Origin of the sequence: Amycolatopsis vancoresmycina (assembly GCF_000716785.1) — a bacterium.
GTDB classification, from domain to species: Bacteria; Actinomycetota; Actinomycetes; order Mycobacteriales; family Pseudonocardiaceae; genus Amycolatopsis; species Amycolatopsis vancoresmycina.
In genome coordinates, this window is the sequence record NZ_JNYY01000012.1 from 1 (window position 1) to 22,534 (window position 22,534).

The following is a 22,534-nucleotide window of genomic DNA, read 5'->3' on the forward strand; positions in this document are numbered from 1 at the left end:
CACCGCTCGATCTACCAGGAGTTCCTCTGCTGCCAGCGGCAACACGCCCACCCGAGCTCAGTTCAGGAACAGGCTCTAACACTGTTTCTCACTCACGACTGTCAGCGGCCGTTCCAGTGCACGGTGGCCGGTGGCTCGAAGTACTTCCGCAGGTGCTGCTCCTCCGGGCGGCCGTGCAGCGGGAAGCGGAAGCTGGACCCGTCCGGCCAGGTCAGCGTGCGCTTCGGGAAGTTCAGCGCGGGGGCCTGCGGCTGCCGGGCCTCCCAGACGATCTTCGGCGGGGGCGCGTCGGCCGGGTCGGTGACGGTCGATCCGGTGTCCACCACCGCGAGGCACGACGGCGAGCACACCAGCCACGGCCCGCCGACCGGCCGCAGCCGGTCGGCCAGGTCGAGCACCAGCGCGTTCGCCGGACCGGAAACCCGGACCTCGCGCCGGAACGGCCGACCCGGCGCGCCGCCGTTGGCCAGTGCGAAGACGGCGAACACCGCCGTGCCGATCCCGCGCAGGACGTTCCAGAAGAACCGCCGGACGAGCCGCTTGCCCTTGACCGTGCCGTCCTGGCGACGGCCGGGGACGTCGAACCCCACGTCGGTGTCGCCGAGGCGCAGCACGATGACCGGCTCGCGCCACCGGTCCCGCATCAGCGCCTCGACGCTTTCCCGGAACCCCGGCCGGACCTGCGCTTCGGCCGACCAGCGCTCGACGCGGTCGGCGAACCCGTTCAGATGTCCAGGTCCCGGCGCGTGTCCTCCGGGCTCCGGTCCCCGCCGATCTCGCTCTTGTCGAACCACGGTTCGTCCCCCTCCGGCGTGACGGCTTCCTTGCCTTCGGCGAAGGCACCCTTCCCGGCCCCGATGCCCGCCTTGACCCCCGCGCCGGCGAGGAACGGCTTGACGCCGGCCGAGGTGCCGAACATCGTCGTGAGCGCCCGGTTGCTCGGCTGCCAGCCCTGGGCCGCCGCGCCGAAGCCGAACTTCGTCTCCCCCGGCATCACGCCGACCCGCAGCTTCCGGGTGAACACCTCGAGCTTCCCGGAGTACCTGACCAGGAACTCCATGAACTTGTCGAGCAGCTTGCCGAACTTGCCCAGGTAGCGCGTCACCTTCTGCAGCACGCTGGCCGCCTTGGCGATCGACGCGGTCATCGCGGCCGCGACCGAGCCGCCGAAGCTGATCACCGACGCGGCCAGCGCCGGCAGCCACAGCGTGATCAGCCAGGACACCAGCTCGGTGATGATCCCCTTGATCAGCTCTTCGATGACCACCATCACCATCGACCACATCTGCAGCACCTCGGCCACCGAACCGGCGGCCGAGCCGATGCCGCGGATCCCCGAGGAGAAGTCGCCGAGCGCTTCCTTCGCCGCGTTGCCGGCGTCGTCCACCCACTCGGCCAGCGCGGTGTCGCCGGTCTTCTCGAAGTCCTCGGCGAGCGCGACGAACCCCTGCGCGATCGTGACGAAGTTTTCCGAGGCGTGCCCGATGGCCGGGCCGTCGCCGGTGACCTGGTGCAGCGCGTCCTGCAGCGGCTGGACCAGTTCGAGCAGCATGTTGAGGCCGTGGCTGACCAGCCAGCCGATCGGGTCCATGGCGAAGGTGACCATGTCGCCGGCCGCGGCGCCGACGAACGCCGCGCCGTCACCCACCAGCGCGGCGCCCGCGGACGCCAGCTCGCCGGGGCCGTCGGCCTCCGCCGCCTGCCGCGCGTGCTCCCCGATCTTCTTGCCCGCCTTGTAGGCGGTGCCGGCCACCGGCACGTACCCGGCGGCGCGGTCGAGGTTGGCGCCCGTGCTCTCGTCGTAGGCCTCGACGTCCAGCGCGTCGGCGATGCTCTTCTTCGGCTCGGTCATCAGTCCTGCCCGATCGCGTCGATTTCCGCCTCGTACCGGCCGAAGGTGACCTTGCCGGCGTCTTCGGTGCCCTGGTACATCTCCGCGGCCTTGTTCAGTTTCGTGGTGAAGCCGTCCACGCCGTCCTTGAGGTCGGTCAGCAGCGAGCGCAGCTCGGCGAGGCGGTCGGTGTAGCCCTGCTTGGCGAAGAGGCCGACCAGCCCCCAGGCTTCGTTCGTCACGTCGGCGGCGTCGATCTTCGCGCCGAACTTGTCGGCTTCCTGCTCGTAGAACGGCAGTTGCCTGGCGTAGGCGGAGATCGCCCCGATGTTGGTCTGGATTCCTTCTGGCATCGCGGGTTCCCTCAGGATCGGCGGAGGATGGGGCCTTGACCGAAGTCGTCGTCGTCCTCGGCGGCGGGCCGGCGGGCGGGCCGCGACGGCTGCCGCGGCTGGGGTTCCGACGCAGGCTCGGCCGCCGCGGTTCCGAACGCTTCGGCCTGGGCTTCCCGCACCTGCGCCGAGACGTCCACGCCGAACGCGCCGCCGAAGGTCTCGTCGACGATCCCGGCCTGCTGCTGCGCGGCCCCGGCCGCGGCCCGGCGGATGGTGTCCATGATGGTGGCGGCCAGCTGCCCGGCTTCGACGCGCGTGGCGCCGGCGGTGAGCCGCAGGCCGGTGATGGTCCCGCCGGCGCCCGCGGTGACGGTCACGGTCCCGTCGGGCGAGGTGACGGTGGTCTCCAGCCGGGCGATCCGCTCCTGCATGTCACCCACGCCGGCGAAGCGAGCCTCGGCCTGCCGCACCTTGCTCTGGAAGTTCTGGAACTGGGCGATCAGCTCGTCCATCTGGGCGGACATCGTGTCTCCCTTGCGCGGTTCGGGGCCTGTGTCCGCATCATGGCAGATCCGGTCCGCCACCGATCGCGTTTCGCCGGAACGGGGCGCTCACGGACCGGCGAGCTCCACGGTCACGGTGCAGACGTCGCCCACGCCGAGCCCTTCGGCTTCGCGGACGGCCCGCTTGACGGGCAGCACGTAGGCGCCGCGCGAGGCGTCCGGGAAGATCGAGGTCCGCCAGTTCGTGGCGCCGATCGTCACCCGGACGCGCACCGAGCCGAAGCCGCGCCGCGGCCCGGCGTGGCGCGCGCGGATGTCGTCCGGCTCCTCGGCGGGCAGGCTGACGAAGGTCCAGCTGTCGGTGCGCCGGGCGTCCCATTCCCACAGCTCGGCCGCGAAGACGACGGTCAGAGGCACGGCGGGCGGTAGCCGTCGACGCGCAGGCCGCGGAACTCCAGCTCGTTCGGCGTCTTGCCCACGAACACCAGCCCTCGCGCCTCCTTCAGCGCCGAGGCGAACGAGTACGACGGCGTTCCCAGCTCGGGCAGCGACGTCCACCGGCGCGGCGAGAAGGCGAAGAACCGCGTCACCAGCCGGCCGCCCGTCGAGGGCACCAGGGTGAGCCACTTGTCGCCGCCGCTCCAGTGGGACGCCGGGCGCAGCTGGACGTACAGGTCCTCGGTCGCGCGGTAGGTCAGCAGGAAGCCCGCCGAGCGGGACAGGTCGGCCTGCGCCTCGAACCGGTTCCCCAGCCAGACGACGGCCACGTGCCACTCGGCGTTCAGGAACGTCACCTTGGCCGCGTACCGGCGGCCCTCCGGCACGAGGAGGCTCCCGGTGGCTGGGACGGTCGTCCCTTCGCCGCTGGCCAGCCACTGCTGCAGCCGGTCGATCGACGGGGTCGCGCACTCGCCGCCAGGCGACGCGGACGCGGCCGCCGGGGCGGTCAGCGGGAGGAGGAGCAGGGCAGCCAGGGCGGAAAGCGTTCTGGCGAAAGGAAACCAACCGCGCATTCCCGGCAAGTTAGCACCGCGGCCCGCCGAGCACCACCTGCCCGGGCGGGGCGGCAGGCCGCACGGCTAGGCTCTTCTCCGGCGAAAACGACCATTTTCGCCGAGGCAAGCGCACCACGACGCGGGAGAACAACCCATGCTGGACCGAGCGGTCATCGACGCACTCTTCCCTGCCGACCTGCCCGAACCCGAGCACTGGGAGCAGCAGTACCCCGCCCGCGACCTCCCCGGCGGCGCGCTGGTCACGCGCCTGGGCCCGTCCCCGACCGGGTCCCTCCACCTCGGCGGCGTCTACGTCGGCCTGATCGACCAGGACGTCGCCCGGCGCTCCGGCGGCCGCTACCTCGTGCGCATCGAGGACACCGACCAGTCCCGCGAGGTCGAGGGCATCCTGGAGCAGTTCGAGCGCGGTTTCTCGTACTTCGGCCTCGCCGCCGACGAGGACCTCGACCGCGGCGGCGACTACGGCCCGTACCAGCAGTCGGCCCGCGAGCGGATCTACCTCAGCTACGTCCGCCACCTCCTCCGCCAGGGCAAGGCGTACCTGGACTTCGCCACCAAGGAGGAGCTGGCCGCGATCACCCAGCGGCAGCAGGCCACCAAGCTGCCCACCGGCTACTACGGCAGCTGGGCCATCTGGCGCGACGCCGACCCGGCCGACGTCCAGGCCAAGCTCGACGCCGGCGCGCCGTACGTCGTGCGGTTCCGCGCACCGGACGACACCGGCGCGCGCGCCCGGTTCACCGACGCCATCCGCGGGCCCCTGGAAGCCGAGGCCAACCGCAACGACGTCGTCATCCTGAAGAGCTCCGACCAGAGCCCGCGGCTGCCGACGTACCACTTCGCGCACGCCGTCGACGACCACCTCATGCGGGTGAACCTGGTGATCCGCGGCGACGAGTGGATTTCCTCGGTCCCGGTGCACCAGCAGCTGTTCGACGCGCTGGGCTTCGAGCCGATCACCTACGCGCACATCGCACCGCTGATGAAGCAGGAGGGCGGCAGCAAGCGCAAGCTGTCCAAGCGCAAGGACCCGGAAGCGTCCGTCGACTTCTTCATCGAGGCCGGCTACCCCGCCGAAGCCGTCCTGTACTACCTGCGCGGCCTGGTCAACGGCCGCCTCGCCGAGATGCCGCTGGAGCAGGCGCTCACCGAGCCGATCAACCTCGCCGAGTGCGGCGTCGCCGGCCCGCTGGTGGACCTGGTCAAGCTGGACGACATCGCGGCCGACCACATCGCCACGCTGTCCGGCGCGGAGATCCTCGAGGCCGTCCGCGGCTGGGCCGGGCGGTTCGACCCCGAGCTGCGCCGGGTCCTGGACGAGGAGCCGGACCTCGCGCTGCGCGCGCTGGCCGTCGAGCGCGAAGGGGCCGAGAACCCGCGCAAGGACCTGAAGAAGTGGAGCGAGTTCCGCGCGGTCTACGGCTTCTTCTTCCCGCAGCTCCACGCGGCGGTCACCGGCCCCGAAGACGAGCGCATCGCGGCCCTCGGCGTCGACCCGGCGGTCGTGGCGGCGGTCGCCCGCGACTTCGCGGCGGACTACCGCCAGCTCGACGACGGCCAGGAGTGGTTCGACCAGATCCGCACGGTCGCGGCCAAGCACGGCTTCGCCCGCAACGCCAAGGAGTTCAAGAAGAACCCCGAGGGCTTCCCGGGCTCGATCCGCGAGGCGTCCCAGATCATCCGCATCGCCCTGACCGGGTCGACGCGCAGCCCGGACCTGCACGCGATCACGCAGGCATTGGGTCAGGAAGAAGTCCTGGGGCGGATCGCCGCGCTCACGAAGTAGCGGGCGGAGGCTCCGGCGTCACGCGCCGGAGCCCTCGCCGTCCTCGAACGGACGGAACGCGAACCGCACCACGCTCGGAACCCTTGCCCCGCTGTCGGCCACCGCGGCGATCAGGCCCGCCGCGTCCTCGCGATCGAGCCGGGCCAACAGCCGGGCCAGAGCCTCCGGCGCCCCCACCGGCTCCCCCGGCGTCTGGATCAGGGTGCGGTGGAGGATGCCCACGTCCCAGCCGTCGCCGCTGCCGCTGCCCGCCGCCGTGCGGATCGTTGCGTCGAGCAGCCAGCGGGGTGGCTTTCCGGTCAGTGCCGGTGTCGCGTGCGCCGTCAGGCCGACGACCTGGTCGGCGCGGAGCAGGCCGTCGCTGAGCGTGGCGAGCCACACGTTGGTCAACCCCATGGATCAACGATTAACAGCCCGGCGCGGGCGCCGCAATCCCCCGGCCGCTCACTCGGGGGCTTCGGTCTTCGTTTCCTCCATCATCAGCAACGCGCCGTGGCTGTCGCCGTTCGGGCCGCGCAGCGGGCTGCACAGCAGCCGGACCACCGCCGCGCGGCCGCGCCGGTTGATCGCGTCCAGCGTCAGCTCGCCGTAGTACGTCGCGTCGGACAGCGCTTCGCGCACCACCGGGCGCACCTCCGCCACCGGCAGGCCGATGTCCAGGTTCAGCAGGTGGGTGCCTTCGGCCTCCTCCCGCCGCACGCCCCAGAGGTCCTCGGCGCCGCGGTTCCACGCCTTGATCCGCATCTCGGCGTCGATCACCACGATGCCCGCCCGGATCGAGGTGAGCACCGACTCGAGGAACTCGTTCACCTCGTCGAGGTCGAGGCTGCGCTCGCGCAGGGCGTCGTTGATCGTCTGCAGCTCGTCGTTGGTGGACTGTAGCTCCTCGTTCATCGTCTCCAGTTCCTCGTTGGTGGACTGGAGCTCCTCGTTGGTGGTCTCCAGCTCCTCCACTGTGGACTGGAGTTCCTCGTTCGTGGTCTCGAGTTCCTCGTTGGTCGACTGCAGTTCCTCGTAGGCCGACTCCAGCTGCCGGTTCGTGTGCTCCAGCTCGGTGAGCAGCTGGCGCGCCCAGCTCACGTCGTGGAACACCACCGAGACGCCGAGCAGCGTCTTGTCCTTGTTCACCAACGGGTTGACGTGCACCTCGTACCACACGGTCTCGCCGGCCCGGCGCCACTCGACGTCCTTGATCCGCAGCGACCGGCGTTCCAGGCGGGCCTGCTCGACGTAGGCGCGCAGGGCCACCGGGCGGTAGGAGACGTCCAGGTCGCGCAGCGGCCGCCCGATGTCGCGATCGGACAGTCCGAACGCGACCTCCGCCTGGGAGTTGATCAGCGCCGTCGTCTCGCCCTCGGTGAAGACGATCTGCGCGACCGGGCTGGCCGAGAACGCGTGCTCGCGCAGCTCCTCGATGCCGGAGATCTCCTGGGTGCGGCGCTGCGGGAAGCCGTGCGAGACGAAGTGGTTGAAGCTCACCGGCGCGTTGACCGCCTTGCGGAAGACCCGCCGCTTGAGGTCCATCGGCTCGAAGATCCGGCTGTGCGACAGCAGCATCTCGGCCTTGCCGAGGAACAGCACCCCGCGCGGGGCGAGCGCGAAGTGGAAGCGCTCCAGGATCTTGGTCTGCGTCTCGGCGTTGAAGTACATCAGCGTGTTGCGGCAGACCAGCAGGTCGATCCGCGAGATCGGCGCGTCCTGCACCAGGTCGTTGCGCCCGAAGATCACCGACCGGCGCAGGTCCTTGCGGAAGCAGTACCGGCTGCCCTGCAGCTCGAAGAACTGCTCCAGCTGCGCTTCGGAGAGCCCATCGACCTCCGCCGGGGTGTAGGCGGCGTGCCGGGCCTGCGCCAGCGCCTCGTCGTCGACGTCGGTCGCGTAGATCTTCACCCGCTGCCGGAACGCTTCGATGCCGAGCGCGTCGGCGAAGAGCATCGCCAGGCTGTACGCCTCCTGCCCGGCCGCGCAGCCGGCGCTCCACACGCGGATCGGCTCTTCGGGGCTGCGCTCGGCCAGCAGCGCCGGCAGCACCTGACCCCGCAGGTGATCCCACGCGTCCGGATCGCGGAAGAACCCGGTCACGTTGATCAGGATGGTGTTGAACAGCGCGACGAACTCGTCGGCGTTGACCTGCAGCTGGTCGATGTAGTCCGCGTAGCTGTCGATCTCGACCTGGCTCATCCGGCGGCGGACCCGGCGCATGAGGCTGCTCCGCTTGTACCCGGTGAAGTCGAAGCCGCGCGATTCCTTGAGGTAGGTCAGCACGGACTCGAACTCGCCGTTGGGTTCCCTGGGCTCGCTCACGATCCGATACGCTACCCGGCGGAACGGGCACCGGCGGGCCGGGGACGGCGAAGCAGAACCGCCCAGACGACCTTCCCGCTGGCCCAGGATCGGCTGCAGCCCCACGAACGGGCGATCTGCGCGACGAGCTTCAACCCCATGCCGGGTTCGAACGGGGACAGCCGTTCGAGCAGCATGGCCGGGCGCGCGTCCTGGTCGGCCACAGCGACCGTGCACACCCCGCGGCGCAGGTCGAGCCGCAACCTCGGCTCGGAAGTCGTGTGCCGCAACACGTTCTCGACGAGCTCGGTGGCGATCAGGCGGGCGTCTTCGGCGAGCTCCGGGACCTGCCATTCGGTCAGCTTGTCGGTGACGAACTCGCGGATGTGCGACGACGTGCCCTCGACGCGCGGGAAGGTGCGTTCGCACCGGCGGCGCACCGGGTGGTCCAGTGCCGCCGTCGCCGCCGCCAGGTCGCCGCGGACCGGGACGTAGCGGTCGACGACGTGGCGGCGCAGCAGGTCCTGGAGCGCGGCCCCGGCGACGAGCGTGAACGGGATGCCCGGCCAGTCACCGATCCGCATGGCGATCAGGGAGAAGACGCTCACCAGCGAGGAGTCGTCGACGGCCAGGTCGCGGATGTCGGCCACCAGGCCGTCCGGTGCGTCGGTGGCGATCTTGAGCAGGCCGTCCCGGAGGGTCGGGTACGAGGCGAGGTTCAGCTCGCCGGTGACCCCGACGACGGTCGCCCGCTCCTGCCGGTCGACGTCCAGCCGGACGGAAGCGCGAGTCACGACGACGCCGTTTCCTCCCCGAAGGGGCCGGTCGCGTCGAGCAGGAACCGGCGCAGGGTCTCCGCGGCTTCGGCGGCCTCCCTGGCGGAGGTCGCATAGCGGTCCGCCAGGCCGCCGGGGCGGCTGCCGGAGAACTGTGCTGCCAGTTTCCGGGCCAGGCCCGCCTTTTCGTCGAGCGCGCGCAGCGCCTTCTCCAGCGCGAACCGGAACTCGTCGTCGTGGGCGGCGAACAGGGCCTGCGCCGACCAGGCGTGCCCGATCCGGCAGCGGTACCGGCCCTCCGGGTCGACTTCGGTGAGCCCACCCTGGCAGTCGGGGCAGGTGTACCCCGAGCCGTCGTGCTCGGCGGGCGGGAACGCGCCTGCCCGCACCGACTCGCGCGCGATCCGGTCCTCCAGCAGGAGCATTTCCGCGGGCGGCGGCACCGCGGACGGCTCCACCGGCATCCGGACCAGCTTGTCGAGCAACGCGCCGAGTTCACCGGCCCGCACCACGTGCTCGGTGTCCACCGCGGCCAGCGCGTTCTGCGGCATCCCACCGTACAGCGCGTCGTCGGGGTCCTGGACCACGGCGGCACCGCCCCGGTCCACGATCGCGCGCAGCCCGGCGGCCCCGTCGTCCAGCACCCCGGAGAGCACGACGCCGATGACCTTCGGCCCGCCGGTCAGCGCGGCCGAGCGGAAGGTCGCGTTGATCGCCGGCCGGTGCCCGTTCTCGGTCGGTCCCCGCGTGAGGACCAGGGCGCCGTCTTCGGTGAGCAGGTGCCGGTCGGGCAGCGCGACGTACACGGTGCCCGGCTCGATCGGCGTGCCGTGGCGGGCGGGCCGGGCGGGCAACGGGCCGGCCCGGTCGAGGATCCGGGCCAGTGCGCTCTGGGTGCCGGCGGCGAGGTGCATGACGACGAGCAGCGCCCCGGGGAAGTCCGGCGGCAGGGCGGACATCATCGTGCGCAGCGCTTCGACCCCGCCGGCCGAGGCGCCGACGACCACGAGGTCACGCCGGAAAGGTGGCACCCACCCCCACCTCCTCACTGTTCACTTCACGGTAGTAGAGGCCGTTCACTACGTCGAGTAGCCCCCGCGGCCGGAGCTAAACGCCGTCAGCGAGGCTTCCCGGCCGACGTGGTCCACGACGGCCCCGGCGATGCGGGACAGCGGCAGCACGGCGTGGACCAGGCCGGTGCCGATGGCGGCGCCGGGCATGCCGAAGTGCGCCGACGTCGCCTCGTCCTGGGCGAACACGGTGCCGCCGCACCGCGCGACGGCGCGGATCCCGGCCTGCGCGTCGGTGCCCTTGCCGGTCAGGACGACCGCCAGCGCCCGGGGCCCGCAGGTGACGGCGAGCGTGGCCAGCAGCAGGTCCGCCGACGGCCGCGCGGGCGGCAACGGGCCGGAGTCGACCAGCACGACGCTTTGCTCCGGGGTCAGCAGGAGGTGCCGTCCGGCCGGCACGACCAGCACCACGCCCGGTGCGAGGGCGTCGCCGTCCCGGGCTTCGGCGACCCGCAGCGCAGTGCGCTCGGCCAGGATCGACGTCAGGTGGCTCGCGCGGAACGGGTCCAGGTGCTGGGCGACCAGGACCGCCGCGGGGAGGTCCGCGGGAAGCGGGCCGAGCACCCGCGCGAGGGCGTCCAGGCCACCGGCCGAGGCGACCAGGGCGACGACCGGCACCCGCGCCGGATGGCCGGCGGTCACCGGCGCTCACCGCCGGCGACGACCGGCGAAATCCGCCGTCCTGCTCGACGGGCCCGCACCGATCCATCGTGTCACGGATCCGGGGCGGCGACCAGCGGACCGGGCCGGCCGCGGACGTGAGATGCTCGACCGCGCAGGCAGGCCGAAGGCGGGAGGCGCAGCGGGTGACCACCTGGATCGACGTGATCAACTTTGTCCGGACGCGGTACGAGGTCCTCGAGGAGTCGGAGGGCTGGCTGCGGTTCCGGCTGGAGGGCCCGCGGAACCGCACCCAGCAGGCGACGGTGCACCACCTCGCCGAGCTCGACGGCGGCTCCTGGATCGAGATCTCCTCCCCGGTCGGCTGGGCCGACCGGGTCGACCTGCGGCGGCTGCTCGAGCTCGCCGGCGCCTCGGCGGTCGGCGGCGCGGCGGTGGTCGACGGCGTCGCGCTGCTCAAGCACACGGTGCCGCTGGAGGACCTCAGCATCCAGGAGGAGTTCGAGCGCCCGTTGAAGGCGGTCGTCGCCCGCGCGGACGCGTTCGAGCACGAGCTCACCGACGCCGACGAGTTCTGACCGTCCACACCGGACAGGTCAGGCTCCGGCGCGGCGCGCCCGGTCGGTGCGCCGCCGGTTCTCCTTCTCCAGCGCGGTGACGAGCTCGTCCTTCGACATCCGGGACCGCCCGGGGACACCGAGCTGCTTCGCGCGTTCGTAGAGGTGCTGCCGGCTCGCGGTCGCGTTCACGCCGCCGCGGGTCGGCCGCTCCGGCTGCCCGGCCCCGCCGGCGGCCTGTTCGTCGGACGGCCCGCGTTCGGGTTTGGGTTCCCAGTGGTCGCCGACCTTCTCGAAGGTGTGTTTCAGCGCCGAGTAGGCGGTCTGCTGGGCCCGTCGGCCGGGGCCGTAGGTCCGCAGGGCGGAGTCGTGCGCGGCCACCCAGGTGTCCTGGGCCTTGCGCGGCGACCGCAGAAGGGTGCTGGGCAGGTCTTCGCGTCCGGGCATGCGGGCTCGGCTACCCGGTCGCCGGGGTGGTGAAACGGCGACGTGCGGCCACGCCGCGGATCCGGCTGCCGTCCGAAGAGGACCGGCGGGAGCCTCCCGTGCGGTGCCACGGCGGGATCGGGCATTCTGGGGGCCGGTGTGTTCGGGGACGAGAGGGCGGACATGGGTGTTTCACCCGATTTGACCATTCCGGCGCGGGTCGACAGCCCGGTGCCGCCGCAGCCACCCGCTTCCGGCGTGGCCCGGTGGCTGCTGGAGCACCGGGTGGCGCCCGTCGGGCGGGCCGGCGGTGAAGACCACGGCACGCCGCAGGCCTGGTGGAAGGTCATGTGCCTGACCGGCGTCGACTACTTCTCCACCCTCTCCTACCTGCCCGGGATCGCCGCGCTCGCCGCCGGGGCGCTGTCGCCGCTCGCGACGCTGCTGATCGTCGCGCTGACCCTGTTCGGCATGCTCCCGATGTACCGCCGGGTCGCCCGCGAGAGCCCGCACGGGCAGGGCTCGGTGGCCATGCTGGAGAACCTGCTGCCGTTCTGGCGGGGCAAGCTGTTCGTGCTCACGCTGCTCGGGTTCGTCGCCACGTCGTGGATCATCACGATCACCCTGTCGTCGGCCGACGCCACTGTGCACATGCTCGAAAACCCGTACCTGCCCGGGTTCCTGCACGGGCACGCGGTGCTGATCACCGTCGTGCTGCTGCTGATCCTCGGCGGCGTGTTCCTGCTCGGGTTCAGCGAGGCCGTCGGGGTTGCCATCCCCCTCGTCGCCGTCTTCCTGCTGCTCAACGCCGTGGTCACGGTCGCCGGCGTGATCGACCTGCTCGGCGACTCCGCCGCGCTGTCGCACTGGACCGACGCGCTGACCGCCGGCGGCGGCGGGTTCGGCGGCATCATCGGGCCCGCGGTCATCGCGTTCCCGATGCTGGTGCTGGGCCTGTCCGGGTTCGAGACCGGCGTCAGCATGATGCCGCTGGTGGCGGCGGACGGGAAGACCGCCGAGGAGAAGCTCGAGTCCCGGATCCGCAACACGCGCAAGCTGCTGACCGCCGCGGCGCTCATCATGTCGGTGTTCCTGATCGCGACCAGCTTCGTCACGACCGTGCTGATCCCCGCCGACGCGTTCAAGGACGGCGGTGAGGCCAACGGCCGGGCCATGGCCTACCTGGCCCACCACGAACTCGGCGAGATCTTCGGGACGGTGTACGACGTCAGCAGCGTCCTGATCCTGTGGTTCGCCGGCGCCTCGGCGATGGCCGGGCTGATCAACATCGTGCCGCGGTACCTGCCGTCCTACGGCATGGCCCCGGAGTGGGGCCGCGCCGTCCGGCCGGTGGTGATCGTCTACACGGCGATCAGCATCCTGATCACCATCGCGTTCGGCGCGGACGTCAACGCCCAAGCCGGCGCGTACGCGACCGGCATCCTGGCGATGATGGTCTCGGGCGCGGTCGCGGTCAGCATCTCGGCGATCCGGCACCGGCAGCGCGGCGCCGCGGCCGGCTTCCTCGTGCTCACGCTGGTCCTGCTCTACGCCCTGGTCGAGAACGTCATCGAGAAGCCGGACGGGATCGCCATCTCGGCGCTGTTCATCCTCGGGATCATCGTGGTCTCGCTGGTTTCCCGGGTCACCAGGACCACGGAGTTGCGGGCCGACCACATCGAGTTCGACGACGAGGCGCGCCGGTTCATCACGGAATCACTGGCCCACGACGGCGCCCTGCACATCATCGCCAACCGCCGCCAGGGCGGCGACGACGCCGAGTATTCGGCCAAGGAAGCCGAGCAGCGCGCGATGAACCCGGTGCCCGGCGCGGCGGACATCCTGTTCCTCGAGATCGACGTGGTGGACCCGTCGGAGTTCAGCAACGTGCTGAAGGTCCGAGGAGTCGACATCGACGGCCACCGGGTGCTCCGCGCGGCGAGCCCGGCGGCCCCCAACGCGATCGCGGCGATCCTGCTGGCGCTGCGCGACGTGACGGGGGTCCGGCCGCAGTGTCATTTCGAGTGGGCTGAAGGGAATCCGCTCGGCCACTTGTTCCGTTACCTGCTCCTCGGCCGCGGCGACACGGCACCGGTCGTGCGGGAGATCATCCGCAGCAGCGAGAAGGACCCGGACCGCCGCCCGGGCATCCACGTCGGCGGCTGATGCCCTCGGCGGCGGGGCACCTGCTTCGCCGCCGAGGCTCGCTGGCGTGGGCCGGGCCAGCTGCCGGGGCTCGCGCTGGGGCGGGCCACACCACCCGACTCCCCTGCCGACAGCCAGGCTCGCAGCCCTGGCTCCGCTCAGCAGGCGGTCATCGCACCGATGGGGGCGGGCCGCCCCGGCGGTCCGAGGGGTCTGGGTCCAGCCCACGGTCGCCCGCCGGGCGGCGCGCCTGGGCTTGGGCCTGAGGAGCCTGGGATGGCTGCGGGGCCGCCGGGCGGCGGCCGCAGGCCGGGCGTTCGGGCGGCGGCGCAGAGGCGGGCCAGCCGCAGAGGGCCGAACCAGCTACCGGAGCTCGCGCCGAGGGCGGTCCATCCCAGCCAACTCCCCCGCCGACGCCCGCGGCATCCGGGCTCCTTCAGCAGGCGATCATCGCGCCGGTGGAGGCGGGCCACCCCGGCGAGCCGGGGCGCGCGACGGAGCCCGCGCCGGCCCCCGATCGCCCGCCGGGCGGCGGGCCTGGGCCTGAGTCTGGGACTGGGCCCGAGCCGGGGCCCGGGACGGCTGCGGGGCCGCCGGCCGCCGGGCGCGGGCCGGGCGCTCGGGCGGTGGCACCGGGCCCGGCCGGTTGACCCACGAGTCGAAGAGCAGGATCAAGCCCGCGAAGACGGCGAACCCGATCCCCAGCCCCACGTTGACCAGTGCGCCGAGGATCCCCGCGACGAGCAGCACCGGGAACACCGCCATCAGGCAAAACGGGTCGATCCGGCCGAATTTCGGGCGCTTTCCTTCGCGCGGACTCACGCCGGGTTCCTTCGCGCCATTCCTGCAGTATGCAGGGCGCGGCCCGGCGTTGCCACCCGATCGGCCCATCTGGCCGATCATAATCACGGCGGGTGAGCACTGCGTGACGGCGGACAGAAACGGACAGGATTCCGCCGGTTCCGGGGAAGAACCGGCGAGTCCGTGGTGCAATGGCGCCCGCCGGAAAGGGGTAGGCGCATGAAGCGGCTCGGTCACGCACTCCTGGTCCTGGTCACGATGGGCAGCGCACTCGCCGGGGCCGCCGCCCCGGCCACCGCGAGCCCCGCACCGCCCTCGCTGGTGTTCGCCAACCCGGACAGTCAGGCGCTGTTCGGCAGCGCCTACGCCGCCGCGCTGCAGAACCTGTTGCGCACCAACACCATCGCCTACGACGCCAAGTACGACCGGGCCGGGCTGCTCGACCCGGCCACCGGGATCGTCCGCGCCGGCGGCGGGTACGCCCAGCCCTGGACCCGCGACGCGTCGGTCAACAGCTGGAACGCCGCCAGCCTGCTCGACCCGGCCCTGGCGAAGAACACGCTGTGGGCGGTCGTCGACAAGGACGCGACCGGTGCCCTGCGCGTGCAGCAGGACGACCAGCAGTGGGACCAGGTCGTCTGGGTCACCGCCGCCTGGCACCACTACCTGGTCACCGGCGACCGCGGGTTCCTCGAGAACGCCTACCGGACCGCGGCGGACACGCTGGCCATCCGCGAACACGCCACCACGGCCGGCTACAACACCGCGTACGGCCTGTTCACCGGCGCGTCGTTCTTCAACGACGGGATCGCCGGCTACCCCGCGCCGCCCGCGGACGCGACCGAGTCGGTCAGCACCGGGAGCATGCCGTGGCCGGGCGTCGCGAGCGGGATGTACCTGAGCACCAACGAGCTCTACTACGCCGCCTACGTCAACGCCGCCAACATGGCCGAGACGCTGGCCCGGCCGGAGACCGCCGGGTACCGGGCCAGGGCCGAGGCGCTCCGGACGGCGATCAACGACCACTTCTGGAACCCCGCCACCGGGCTGTACGACTACCAGCTCCTGGCCGACGGCCGCCGCGGCGCCTTCCAGGAGGGCACCGGGCTGGCGTTCGCGCTGATCTTCGGCGTCGCGAACCCCGCGCAGGCCCGGTCGATCGTGAGCCACGCCCGGGAACTGCCCTGGGGCATGCCGGACACCTACCCGAACTGGGCGCGCTACAGCGACGCGCAGCCCGGCCGGCACAACGCCATCGTCTGGCCGCTCGTCCAGGGGCTGTGGGCGAAAGCCCTCGCCGGGCAGGGCGAAACGAACGCCTACGCCGCGGAAACCGCGCGCCTGGCCAAGCTGGCCGGCGCCAACAGCGGGTTCTGGGAGATCCACCACGGCACCACCGGTGTCGTCGACGGCGGCTGGCAGCGGCTGGGCGACACCGTGAAGTTCCACTGGGGCTCCGAACCGGACCAGACGTGGTCGGCCACGGCGTTCCTCGACATGATCCACACCGGCCTGTTCGGGCTGACCTTCACTGACCGCGGACTGTCGTTCACCCCGCACCTGCCGGCCGGCTGGGGCGACGTCACGCTGCGGAACGTGCGGTACCGCGCGGCGAACCTCACCGTCACGCTGCACGGCGCGGGCGCCGCGATCCGGTCGGTCGCGGTGGACGGCCGGGCCGCCCGCGCGGAGCTGCCGGCCACGCTGACCGGCGACCACACCGTCGACATCACCCTCGCCGGCGCCCCGGCCGGCGACCGGGACGGCGACGGCGTGCCCGACGCGCAGGACCGCTGCGCCGACACCGCGGGCACCGCGGCCCTCACCGGCTGCCCCGACCCGGCGCACCTGGAAGCCGAGGACGCGCACAACTCCGGCGGCGTGAAGACGAACGTGAACCACACGGGCTATTCGGGCCGCGCGTTCCTCGACGGCCTCTGGGCGCAGGGTGCGTCGAGCTCCTTCACCGTGCACCGCACCACGACGGCGCCGGCCCGCGGCCCGATCACCGTCCGGTACGCCAACGCCAACAGCGACACGCGCACGATGACGCTGTCCGTGGACGGGCAGCCGCTGCGGCAGGTCGCCTTCCCGAAGGTGTCCGACAGCTGGGACGCGTGGGGCACGACGACGTTCGCCGACGTGCCGCTGACCGGCCGGGACCCGGTGGTGACCCTGTCCTACGGCCCGGGCGACACCGGCGCGATCAACCTCGACTGGCTGGCGTACCGCTAGCGGACCGCGAAGACCATCCCGATGTCGGCGGCCGCCTGGACCGGGTCCTGCACGGCCTCGACGGTGAAGCCGCGCGCGGTGAAGACGTCACGGACGGTTTCGCGGTGCTGCCCCCAGCCTTCGACCTCGACGACGGCCTGCCGGACCAGCGGCCAGTGCCGGTCTTCCAGGCCGCGCAGCACGTCGAGCTCGGCGCCTTCGACGTCGACCTTGAGCAGGTCGACGCGGTCGATGCCCTGTTCGTCGAGCACCGCCGAGAGCGGCCGGACGCGGACGCGGTGGGTCTCGAGCTGCCGCATCACCCGCAGCTTGCGCCCGACGATCCCGCGCAGCACGGGCGCGGGCACGCGGCGCAGGCCGGCGCCGAGTCCGCCGCGGCGGATCATCTCGACGACGCTGGCGGTGACTCGCCGCCGCTCGGCCTCGACGTTCCCCTCGTCCCGCCACGACGACGAGAAGATCGTCGCCGCCGGGAAGTAGCTGAAGTCGAGCTCGTCCTCGCGGGCGGCCAGGCCGTAAGGCAGCGCTTTCAGGCGGCCGCCGAAGAAGTCGCGGCCGTTGCGGTCGAGGGTCGCGTGCAGCGGCGGCAGCGGCTCGAACGCGTAGATCCGCACGTCCCCGTCCAGCCGCTCGTACACGGCCGCGGAGAAGACTCCGATGTTGGCGCCGACGTCGAGGACGGTGGCGCCGGGGGCGAGGCCGATCCCGTTGGCGAAGTAGGCGCCCACCTCTTCGCGCAGGAAGGACACCTCCCACGGGTTGATGCTGTGCAGGTCGATCGCGTCCATGGTCACGCGCAGAGGCTTATCAGCATCGGATTCCGCGGGGCACCCCCGTTCGGCGGCACTCCCCGCCGCGGCTTCAGTCCCCGGGTTCGTCTTCGATGTGCAGGGCGCCCTGTTCCGGGCCTGCGGCCACGGCCGGGCCCGCGTCCACCGCGACCTCGTCGGGCTCGGTGTCGGACGGCGGCCCGTCGCCCTCGACCGGCTCCAGCTGGATCGGGTCCTGCATCACCTCGCCGGTGTCGGGGTCCTCGCGCGCCCACTTGCGGGAGTCCTGGCCGCCGGGGTCGTGGTCGAGCTCGAGCCGCTCCTGCTGCTCGGAGCGGGCAGTGTCCGGTTCGGACATTCGTGGTACCTCCTCACTCGGTGGCCGGGTCCGGCACTTCGGTCGCCGGGTCCGGGCGCTCCTCGCCGAGCCGGTCGCCCAGCCCGCGCGGGTGGGCCTGCTCCCACGGCGTCATCCCGTACTTCGTGACGCCCGACCAGTGCTCGGGCGGGTCCATGCCCTCTTCGAGCGGGTCGGCCTTGATCCGGTCCTCGTCGAGGTCCTCGGCGCTGTTGAGCGCGGCGGGGTCGGTCTCGACGGCGTCGGGCTCGCCGGTGTCCTGCGGCGGGTCGTAGCTCTGGTTCGGCTCGGTCATCGGGCTCCTCCGTCCGGTGTTCCCCGGGCTTCCCGCTGACGCCGAGCCGAAACACGCTGCGGCCGCCTGGTGCACGCCGGGCTTTGATGCCGCGAATGACTCATTCGGGACGCCGGAGGTCCCGAATGAGTCATTCGCGGCATCGGTGGGCGCCCGGAGCCGGCTTCAGCCCCGGCCCCGGGGGTACCCCGCCTCCATGACCGAATCCGAAGAAGGCCCGCTGACCCCCGACGTCCCGCCGCCGCCCGGCACCCCGGAACTCGACCTCGACGTGCCCATCCCCGAGACCCACCGGGAACAGCCCGCCGCTCAGGACGTCGACGAGGACGCCGGCGAAGTGGAACCACCCAGCTGAGGCCATGGCGTGGCCGCCGCCATCAGGCCGATCATGCCCGCGACCAGGCGCATCTGGTCCACCGTGCGGATGTCGGCCTCCACCAGCCGCGGCGAGCACACCAGGACCGCCAGGGCCTGTGCCCGTGACAGCGCCACGTTGAGCCGGTTGCGGGACAGCAGGAAGTCCAGGCCGCGCGGCAGGTCGACCGCCGACGACGACGTCATCGTGGTGATCACCACCGGGGCCTCCTGGCCCTGGAACCGGTCGACCGTGCCCACCCTGACCCCGGGGAACCCGGCGTCCGCCAGAGCGCGGGTCACCGTCCGCGCCTGCAGGTTGTACGGGGCCACGACGAGGATGTCGGCGTCGCCGAGCGGCCGCGGCGGTCCGTGGTCGGTCCACAAGCGACCGTGCACTTCGGACACGATGCGGACCACCGCGGCCGCTTCCTCCACCGACCGGGTGGTGTTCCCGTGGTGGTCCACTTCGGACACATACAGCCCCGCCGCGACGCCCTCAAGTGCGCGGTCGGCGGCGGAGGCGTGCGCGTGCAGCCGTCCGGCGTAGGACAGGTTCGACACCGGTTCGCACACCGCCGGGTGCATGCGCCGCGTCTCGTCGAGGAAGTAGCCCAGCGACGGCGGCATGATGTCCGCCTCGCCGATCAGGTGCCCCAGCGCCGATGCCTCCGCGCCCGCCGGGTGGGTGCCCTGCACCACCTGCGGCAGCTGCTGCGGGTCGCCCAGCAGCAGGACGTTGCGCGCGCAGACCGACACCGCGAGCGCGTCGGCCAGGGCGAACTGCCCGGCTTCGTCGATGATCAGCAGGTCGAACGGCTCTTCGCGGATCGCCGCGTTGGCGAACGTCCAGGCCGTGCCGCCGACCAGGTGCCCGGTGTCGTGCTCCTCGCGCCACTTCACCAGCGCCGGGTTGCTCTTCGGCTGCTCCCAGGGCGCCGCCGGGTCCGGCGTCCGCTTCGCGCGCTTGGCGCACGGCAGGTCCGGTGCGCTCTTCATGGCCGCGCTCAGCACGTTCTCGACGGCCTTGTGGCTGTTCGACGTCACCGCGACGGTCCGCCCGGCCCGCACGAGGTGGGCGATCAGCTTCCCGGCGAGGTAGGTCTTGCCCGCGCCCGGCGGCCCCTGCACGGCCAGCGTCGACCCGTCCAGTGCGTCGACCGCCTCGATCACCGTGGCGACCAGGTCCGGCCCCGGTCCGGGCAGCGCCGCGCCGCCCCGCAGCCGCGGCGGGGTCCGCCGGAGCAGGTCGACGCCGGGGTGCCGGGGCAGCTCCGGGAGCGCGTCGACGACCAGGCGGGCGAGCTCGGCGACCGCCTCGTCCTTGGGCGAGGGCCGGACCGGGCTGCCGGGCAGCACCGCGGACGGCCGGTCGTTCGTGGTCGCGTCCGGCGGGCAGCTTTCCTCCAGGGTCAGCTCCACGGCCGACGCGGCGACGACCTTCGCGTCGCGGGCGGTGTCGCCGTAGCGCAGCCGCACGTCGTCGCCCGGTGCGAACGGGTGCGGCCGGTCCGGGTCGCACGCCAGCTGCAGGGTCCGCTTCGCGGTGCGCGCCCGCCCGGACGGCGGCACCCACTCCCCCGCGTCCAGGGCGACCGGCACGGCGCACGCGGTGTCCACTTCGAGGTCGCCGAGCGGCGCGGCCAGCTGGCGGAAGTACTCCCACCACGCCGGGTTCGTCTCGCGGCGGTGGTAGCCGACGGACGCCGCGAGCAGCGCGCGGGCCCGTTCCTCGCCGGTGAAGGCACCGGGGTCGTCCGGCAGCCCGTCGAGCAGCGGGTCGACCAGCGCGGCCAGCTGCGCGGCTCGTTCGGCGCGCCGCTCGGCGGCGACGTCCTCCTCGGCCGCGCGCAGCAGTGCGTCCTCCGCGGATTCGACGGCCGGTTCCGGGACCTCGATCCCCGCCTCGGCCCGGACCCGGTGCAGGAACTCGAACAGCCGCTGCGCGGAGACGCAGTCGTCCTCGGTGTTCTCGGCGATGCGGCGCAGCACCTCGCCGGCGCGTTCCGGCTCCCCGGACTGCGCGAACGCCAGGTACTCCTCGTACGCGTCGACGTCGGACACGGCGGTCTTCGCGCGGGCGCCCGGCTGGTAGAGCGGCTCGAGGTGCCGGATCGAATACGACCGCTGCGAGACGCGCAGCGCCTTGCGCACGACCGCGTGCAGGTCCACCACCGCGCCGCTGCGCAGCAGGTGGTCGACGGTCTCCTCGCGGGTGCCGTGCACCGCCGCGAGCCGTTTGATCGCGGTGACCTCGTACGGCGCGTAGTGGTAGACGTGCGAGCCGGGGTGCTCGGCGATCCGCGCCGCGGCGAAGTCGACGAACTCCTCGAACGCGCGCCGCTCCTGGGCCCGGCTGTGCGCCCAGAACGGCGTGAACTCCCGGCCGCCGACCGCGCCGAACAGGTACTCCAGCCCCTCGCCCGCCAGGGCGTGCGGGTCGCCGGCCAGATCGGCGAACACGTCGCCGGGCGCGGGAGCGGGCAGGGCGGCCAGCTCGTCCGGGTCGACGATCTCGTAGGCGACTTCGCCGGTGGCGTCCTGCCGGACCTGCAGGGCGGCCTGGGCGCGCAAGGTGGCGAACGCGGTCGCGGACAGGTCCCGCGGCCGGTCGGCCGGGCCGGCCGCGGCCAGGGCGTCGATCGAGCCGAGCCCGGCGTCGACCAGCTTGCGGCGCTGGTCGGCGCGCAGGCCGGCGACCAGCGAGAGGTCCCGGTCGGCTTCGCGGGCCGTCGCGCAGTGCCGGGCGAAGCCGCAGCCGGCGCAGGCCGGGCGCTCGTCGGCCCACAGCGGGACCGGCAGCCGCGGCGGCCGCCCGGCCAGCCGGGTCCGCAGCCGGTCCACGAGCGGCCGGAAGTCCTCGACGCGCAGGGTCCGCGTGCCGCCGTCGGTGAGCCTCAGGTGCAGGTGCGGCCCGGCGGGCCAGCCGGCGCGGGCCAGCGCGTCGGCGCACGCGGTCAGCCGGACGACGGTCGCGGGGGTGGCCTGCCGGACCGGGGTCGTGTCGTGGACCTCGTAGCGGCCTTCGCCGTCCCGGACCAGGACGTCCGCCTGCGCCGAGAACCCGCCGTCGAGGAAGACGGCCCGGTGGATCACCGGTGCGCCGGAGCGGAGTGCCTCCTCCGTCGCCTTCGCGGCGAGCGTCAGGTCTTCGGCGTCGGTGCGCTCGTGGCTGCCGGGCTCGGGCCGCGGCGCTCCCGGCAGGCCCGCGGCGAGCGCTTGGACGAGGAGGCTGCGGTGCTCGCATTCGAGCAGGTCGGCGAGATCGGCTGGGGTGACCATCGCCGCGCAGTCTGACACGGCCGCCGCGGGCCGCCGCCGCCCGACACGCCGGGCCGGGAACCCCGCGGCGCCCGCGTCCGTTGTCGGTTCCTACGGCACCGTAAGTTACGGTCGCGTAGGTACGGAAGGACATCCCCCATGCCGGTCCCCGAAACCACCCGCCTGCTGCACGAACTGGAAGGCACGGTCGAAGAGAACCTCAACCGGCACCTCGCCGCCGCCCAGGAGTGGATGCCGCACGAGTACGTCCCGTGGAGCCAGGGCCGCGACTTCGCCGAGCTCGGCGGCGAAGCGTGGGACCCGGAGCAGTCCCGGGTGAGCCCGATCGCCCGGACGGCCCTGGAGGTCAACCTCCTCACCGAGGACAACCTGCCCAGCTACCACCGCGAAATCGAGCGCGCGTTCGGCCGCGACGGCGCGTGGGGCACCTGGGTGCACCGGTGGACGGCCGAGGAGGGCCGCCACGGCATCTGCATCCGCGACTACCTGCTGGTCACCCGCGCCGTCGACCCGGTCGAGCTGGAGCGGATGCGGATGGAGACCATGCAGGCGGGCTACGACACCGGCGACAAGCCGCTGCTCAACGTCTGCGCGTACGTCTCGTTCCAGGAGCTGGCGACCCGGCTTTCCCACCGCAACACCGGCCGCTACACCCAGGACCCGCTGGCCGAGAAGCTGCTGGCCCGGGTGTCCACGGACGAGAACCTGCACATGGTCTTCTACCGCAACCTGGTCAAGGCGGCGCTGGAGATCTCGCCGGACGCCATGATGCGTGCGATCACCGACGAGGTGCTGAACTTCGCGATGCCGGGCGCGGTGATCCCGAGCTTCCAGCGCAAAGCCGCGCTGATGGCCAAGGCCGGCATTTACGACCTGCGCATCCACCACGACGACGTCGTGCAGCCACTGCTGCGGTACTGGAAGGTCTTCGACCTGACCGGCCTCGGCGCGGCCGGCGAAGCCGCCCGTGAGGAGCTGGCGACCTTCCTGAAGGGCCTGGACACGCAGGCGTCCCGGTTCGAGGAGCGCCGTGACGCGGCCGCCGCGCGCCGGGCCGCGCGGGGCATAGTGGACGCCTGAGCCACACCAG

At 72.6% G+C, this 22,534-nt stretch carries 23 protein-coding genes; 6 read left to right on the forward strand and 17 right to left on the reverse strand.

The window, feature by feature from the left end; translation table 11 throughout:
- Positions 1–101: 101 nt before the first annotated feature.
- The 6 genes from OO60_RS26880 to OO60_RS26905 form a co-directional block, all read right to left on the reverse strand.
- Positions 102–644, reverse strand: a complete 543-nt coding sequence (locus OO60_RS26880) for a hypothetical protein (protein ID WP_004562214.1) — start codon at positions 642–644, stop codon at positions 102–104.
- 80 nt (positions 645–724) lie between these two features.
- Positions 725–1,852, reverse strand: coding sequence for a hypothetical protein (locus OO60_RS26885; RefSeq protein WP_004562213.1), 1,128 nt, complete (start codon positions 1,850–1,852; stop codon positions 725–727).
- Entirely contained in the window at positions 1,852–2,184 is a 333-nt protein-coding gene (locus OO60_RS26890; protein WP_004562212.1) for a hypothetical protein, read from the reverse strand. Before OO60_RS26890 ends, OO60_RS26885 begins: the two co-directional genes overlap by 1 nt.
- Positions 2,185–2,195: 11 nt before the next feature.
- On the reverse strand, positions 2,196–2,690 hold the full coding sequence (locus OO60_RS26895; protein WP_033262346.1) for a YbaB/EbfC family nucleoid-associated protein: 495 nt from the start codon (positions 2,688–2,690) through the stop codon (positions 2,196–2,198).
- Positions 2,691–2,777: 87 nt separating this feature from the next.
- Positions 2,778–3,080, reverse strand: a complete 303-nt coding sequence (locus tag OO60_RS26900) for a DUF1905 domain-containing protein (protein ID WP_033262403.1) — start codon at positions 3,078–3,080, stop codon at positions 2,778–2,780.
- Positions 3,077–3,682, reverse strand: a complete 606-nt coding sequence (locus tag OO60_RS26905) for a hypothetical protein (protein ID WP_004562209.1) — start codon at positions 3,680–3,682, stop codon at positions 3,077–3,079. Before OO60_RS26905 ends, OO60_RS26900 begins: the two co-directional genes overlap by 4 nt.
- Before the next feature lie 136 nt (positions 3,683–3,818).
- Between OO60_RS26905 and OO60_RS26910 the strand changes: the two genes are divergently transcribed.
- Complete coding sequence (locus OO60_RS26910) at positions 3,819–5,471, forward strand: glutamate--tRNA ligase (protein ID WP_004562208.1); 1,653 nt, start codon at positions 3,819–3,821, stop codon at positions 5,469–5,471.
- Positions 5,472–5,489: 18 nt separating this feature from the next.
- On the opposite strand, the gene OO60_RS26915 is transcribed toward OO60_RS26910, so the two are convergent.
- Genes OO60_RS26915 through OO60_RS26935 form a run of 5 tightly spaced genes read right to left on the reverse strand, consistent with a single transcriptional unit; the run spans position 5,490 to position 10,242 of the window.
- Positions 5,490–5,867, reverse strand: coding sequence for a hypothetical protein (locus OO60_RS26915; RefSeq protein WP_004562206.1), 378 nt, complete (start codon positions 5,865–5,867; stop codon positions 5,490–5,492).
- A 48-nt stretch (positions 5,868–5,915) separates the two neighbouring features.
- Complete coding sequence (locus tag OO60_RS26920) at positions 5,916–7,775, reverse strand: CheR family methyltransferase (RefSeq protein ID WP_004562205.1); 1,860 nt, start codon at positions 7,773–7,775, stop codon at positions 5,916–5,918.
- 11 nt (positions 7,776–7,786) lie between these two features.
- On the reverse strand, positions 7,787–8,548 hold the full coding sequence (locus OO60_RS26925; protein ID WP_004562204.1) for an ATP-binding protein: 762 nt from the start codon (positions 8,546–8,548) through the stop codon (positions 7,787–7,789).
- Positions 8,545–9,561 (reverse strand): chemotaxis protein CheB, encoded by a 1,017-nt coding sequence (locus tag OO60_RS26930; protein WP_004562203.1) that lies wholly within the window; start codon positions 9,559–9,561, stop codon positions 8,545–8,547. The genes OO60_RS26925 and OO60_RS26930 overlap by 4 nt, the downstream gene beginning before the upstream one ends.
- Positions 9,562–9,609: 48 nt before the next feature.
- A complete protein-coding gene (locus OO60_RS26935; protein WP_004562202.1) occupies positions 9,610–10,242 on the reverse strand; it encodes a chemotaxis protein CheB in 633 nt (210 codons plus the stop codon).
- 164 nt (positions 10,243–10,406) lie between these two features.
- Here OO60_RS26935 and OO60_RS26940 point away from each other — a divergent pair, with 164 nt between their 5' ends.
- Positions 10,407–10,799, forward strand: a complete 393-nt coding sequence (locus OO60_RS26940) for a hypothetical protein (RefSeq protein ID WP_004562201.1) — start codon at positions 10,407–10,409, stop codon at positions 10,797–10,799.
- Between the two features lie 18 nt (positions 10,800–10,817).
- Here the strand turns inward: OO60_RS26940 and OO60_RS26945 are convergent, their stop codons facing one another.
- Positions 10,818–11,225 carry a ChaB family protein gene (locus OO60_RS26945; RefSeq protein WP_004562200.1) on the reverse strand — a complete coding sequence of 136 codons (408 nt, stop codon included), beginning with the start codon at positions 11,223–11,225 and terminating at the stop codon, positions 10,818–10,820.
- Between the two features lie 162 nt (positions 11,226–11,387).
- Between OO60_RS26945 and OO60_RS26950 the strand changes: the two genes are divergently transcribed.
- A complete protein-coding gene (locus OO60_RS26950) occupies positions 11,388–13,370 on the forward strand; it encodes an APC family permease (protein WP_033262347.1) in 1,983 nt (660 codons plus the stop codon).
- Positions 13,371–13,796: 426 nt separating this feature from the next.
- Here the strand turns inward: OO60_RS26950 and OO60_RS26955 are convergent, their stop codons facing one another.
- Positions 13,797–14,171 carry a hypothetical protein gene (locus tag OO60_RS26955; RefSeq protein ID WP_051767778.1) on the reverse strand — a complete coding sequence of 125 codons (375 nt, stop codon included), beginning with the start codon at positions 14,169–14,171 and terminating at the stop codon, positions 13,797–13,799.
- A gap of 198 nt (positions 14,172–14,369) precedes the next feature.
- Between OO60_RS26955 and OO60_RS26960 the strand changes: the two genes are divergently transcribed.
- Complete coding sequence (locus OO60_RS26960) at positions 14,370–16,385, forward strand: MGH1-like glycoside hydrolase domain-containing protein (RefSeq protein ID WP_033262348.1); 2,016 nt, start codon at positions 14,370–14,372, stop codon at positions 16,383–16,385.
- Here the strand turns inward: OO60_RS26960 and OO60_RS26965 are convergent.
- The 3 genes from OO60_RS26965 to OO60_RS47880 all read right to left on the reverse strand — a co-directional run bounded on the left by OO60_RS26965 (position 16,382) and on the right by OO60_RS47880 (position 17,808).
- Entirely contained in the window at positions 16,382–17,173 is a 792-nt protein-coding gene (locus tag OO60_RS26965; protein WP_240490913.1) for an FkbM family methyltransferase, read from the reverse strand. The genes OO60_RS26960 and OO60_RS26965 overlap by 4 nt on opposite strands.
- Before the next feature lie 73 nt (positions 17,174–17,246).
- A complete protein-coding gene (locus OO60_RS47875) occupies positions 17,247–17,513 on the reverse strand; it encodes a hypothetical protein (RefSeq protein ID WP_033262349.1) in 267 nt (88 codons plus the stop codon).
- Positions 17,514–17,526: 13 nt separating this feature from the next.
- Positions 17,527–17,808, reverse strand: a complete 282-nt coding sequence (locus OO60_RS47880) for a hypothetical protein (protein WP_420835591.1) — start codon at positions 17,806–17,808, stop codon at positions 17,527–17,529.
- 196 nt (positions 17,809–18,004) lie between these two features.
- Between OO60_RS47880 and OO60_RS46565 the strand changes: the two genes are divergently transcribed.
- Entirely contained in the window at positions 18,005–18,163 is a 159-nt protein-coding gene (locus OO60_RS46565; protein WP_155849059.1) for a hypothetical protein, read from the forward strand.
- Here OO60_RS46565 and OO60_RS26980 read toward each other — a convergent pair.
- Complete coding sequence (locus OO60_RS26980; protein ID WP_033262350.1) at positions 18,118–21,444, reverse strand: TM0106 family RecB-like putative nuclease; 3,327 nt, start codon at positions 21,442–21,444, stop codon at positions 18,118–18,120. The genes OO60_RS46565 and OO60_RS26980 overlap by 46 nt on opposite strands.
- A gap of 138 nt (positions 21,445–21,582) precedes the next feature.
- On the opposite strand from OO60_RS26980, the gene OO60_RS26985 reads away from it, so the two are divergent.
- The gene (locus OO60_RS26985; RefSeq protein WP_033262351.1) at positions 21,583–22,524 is read left to right on the forward strand and encodes an acyl-ACP desaturase; all 942 of its coding nucleotides are present in this window, start codon (positions 21,583–21,585) and stop codon (positions 22,522–22,524) included.
- The last annotated feature ends 10 nt before the right edge of the window (positions 22,525–22,534 follow it).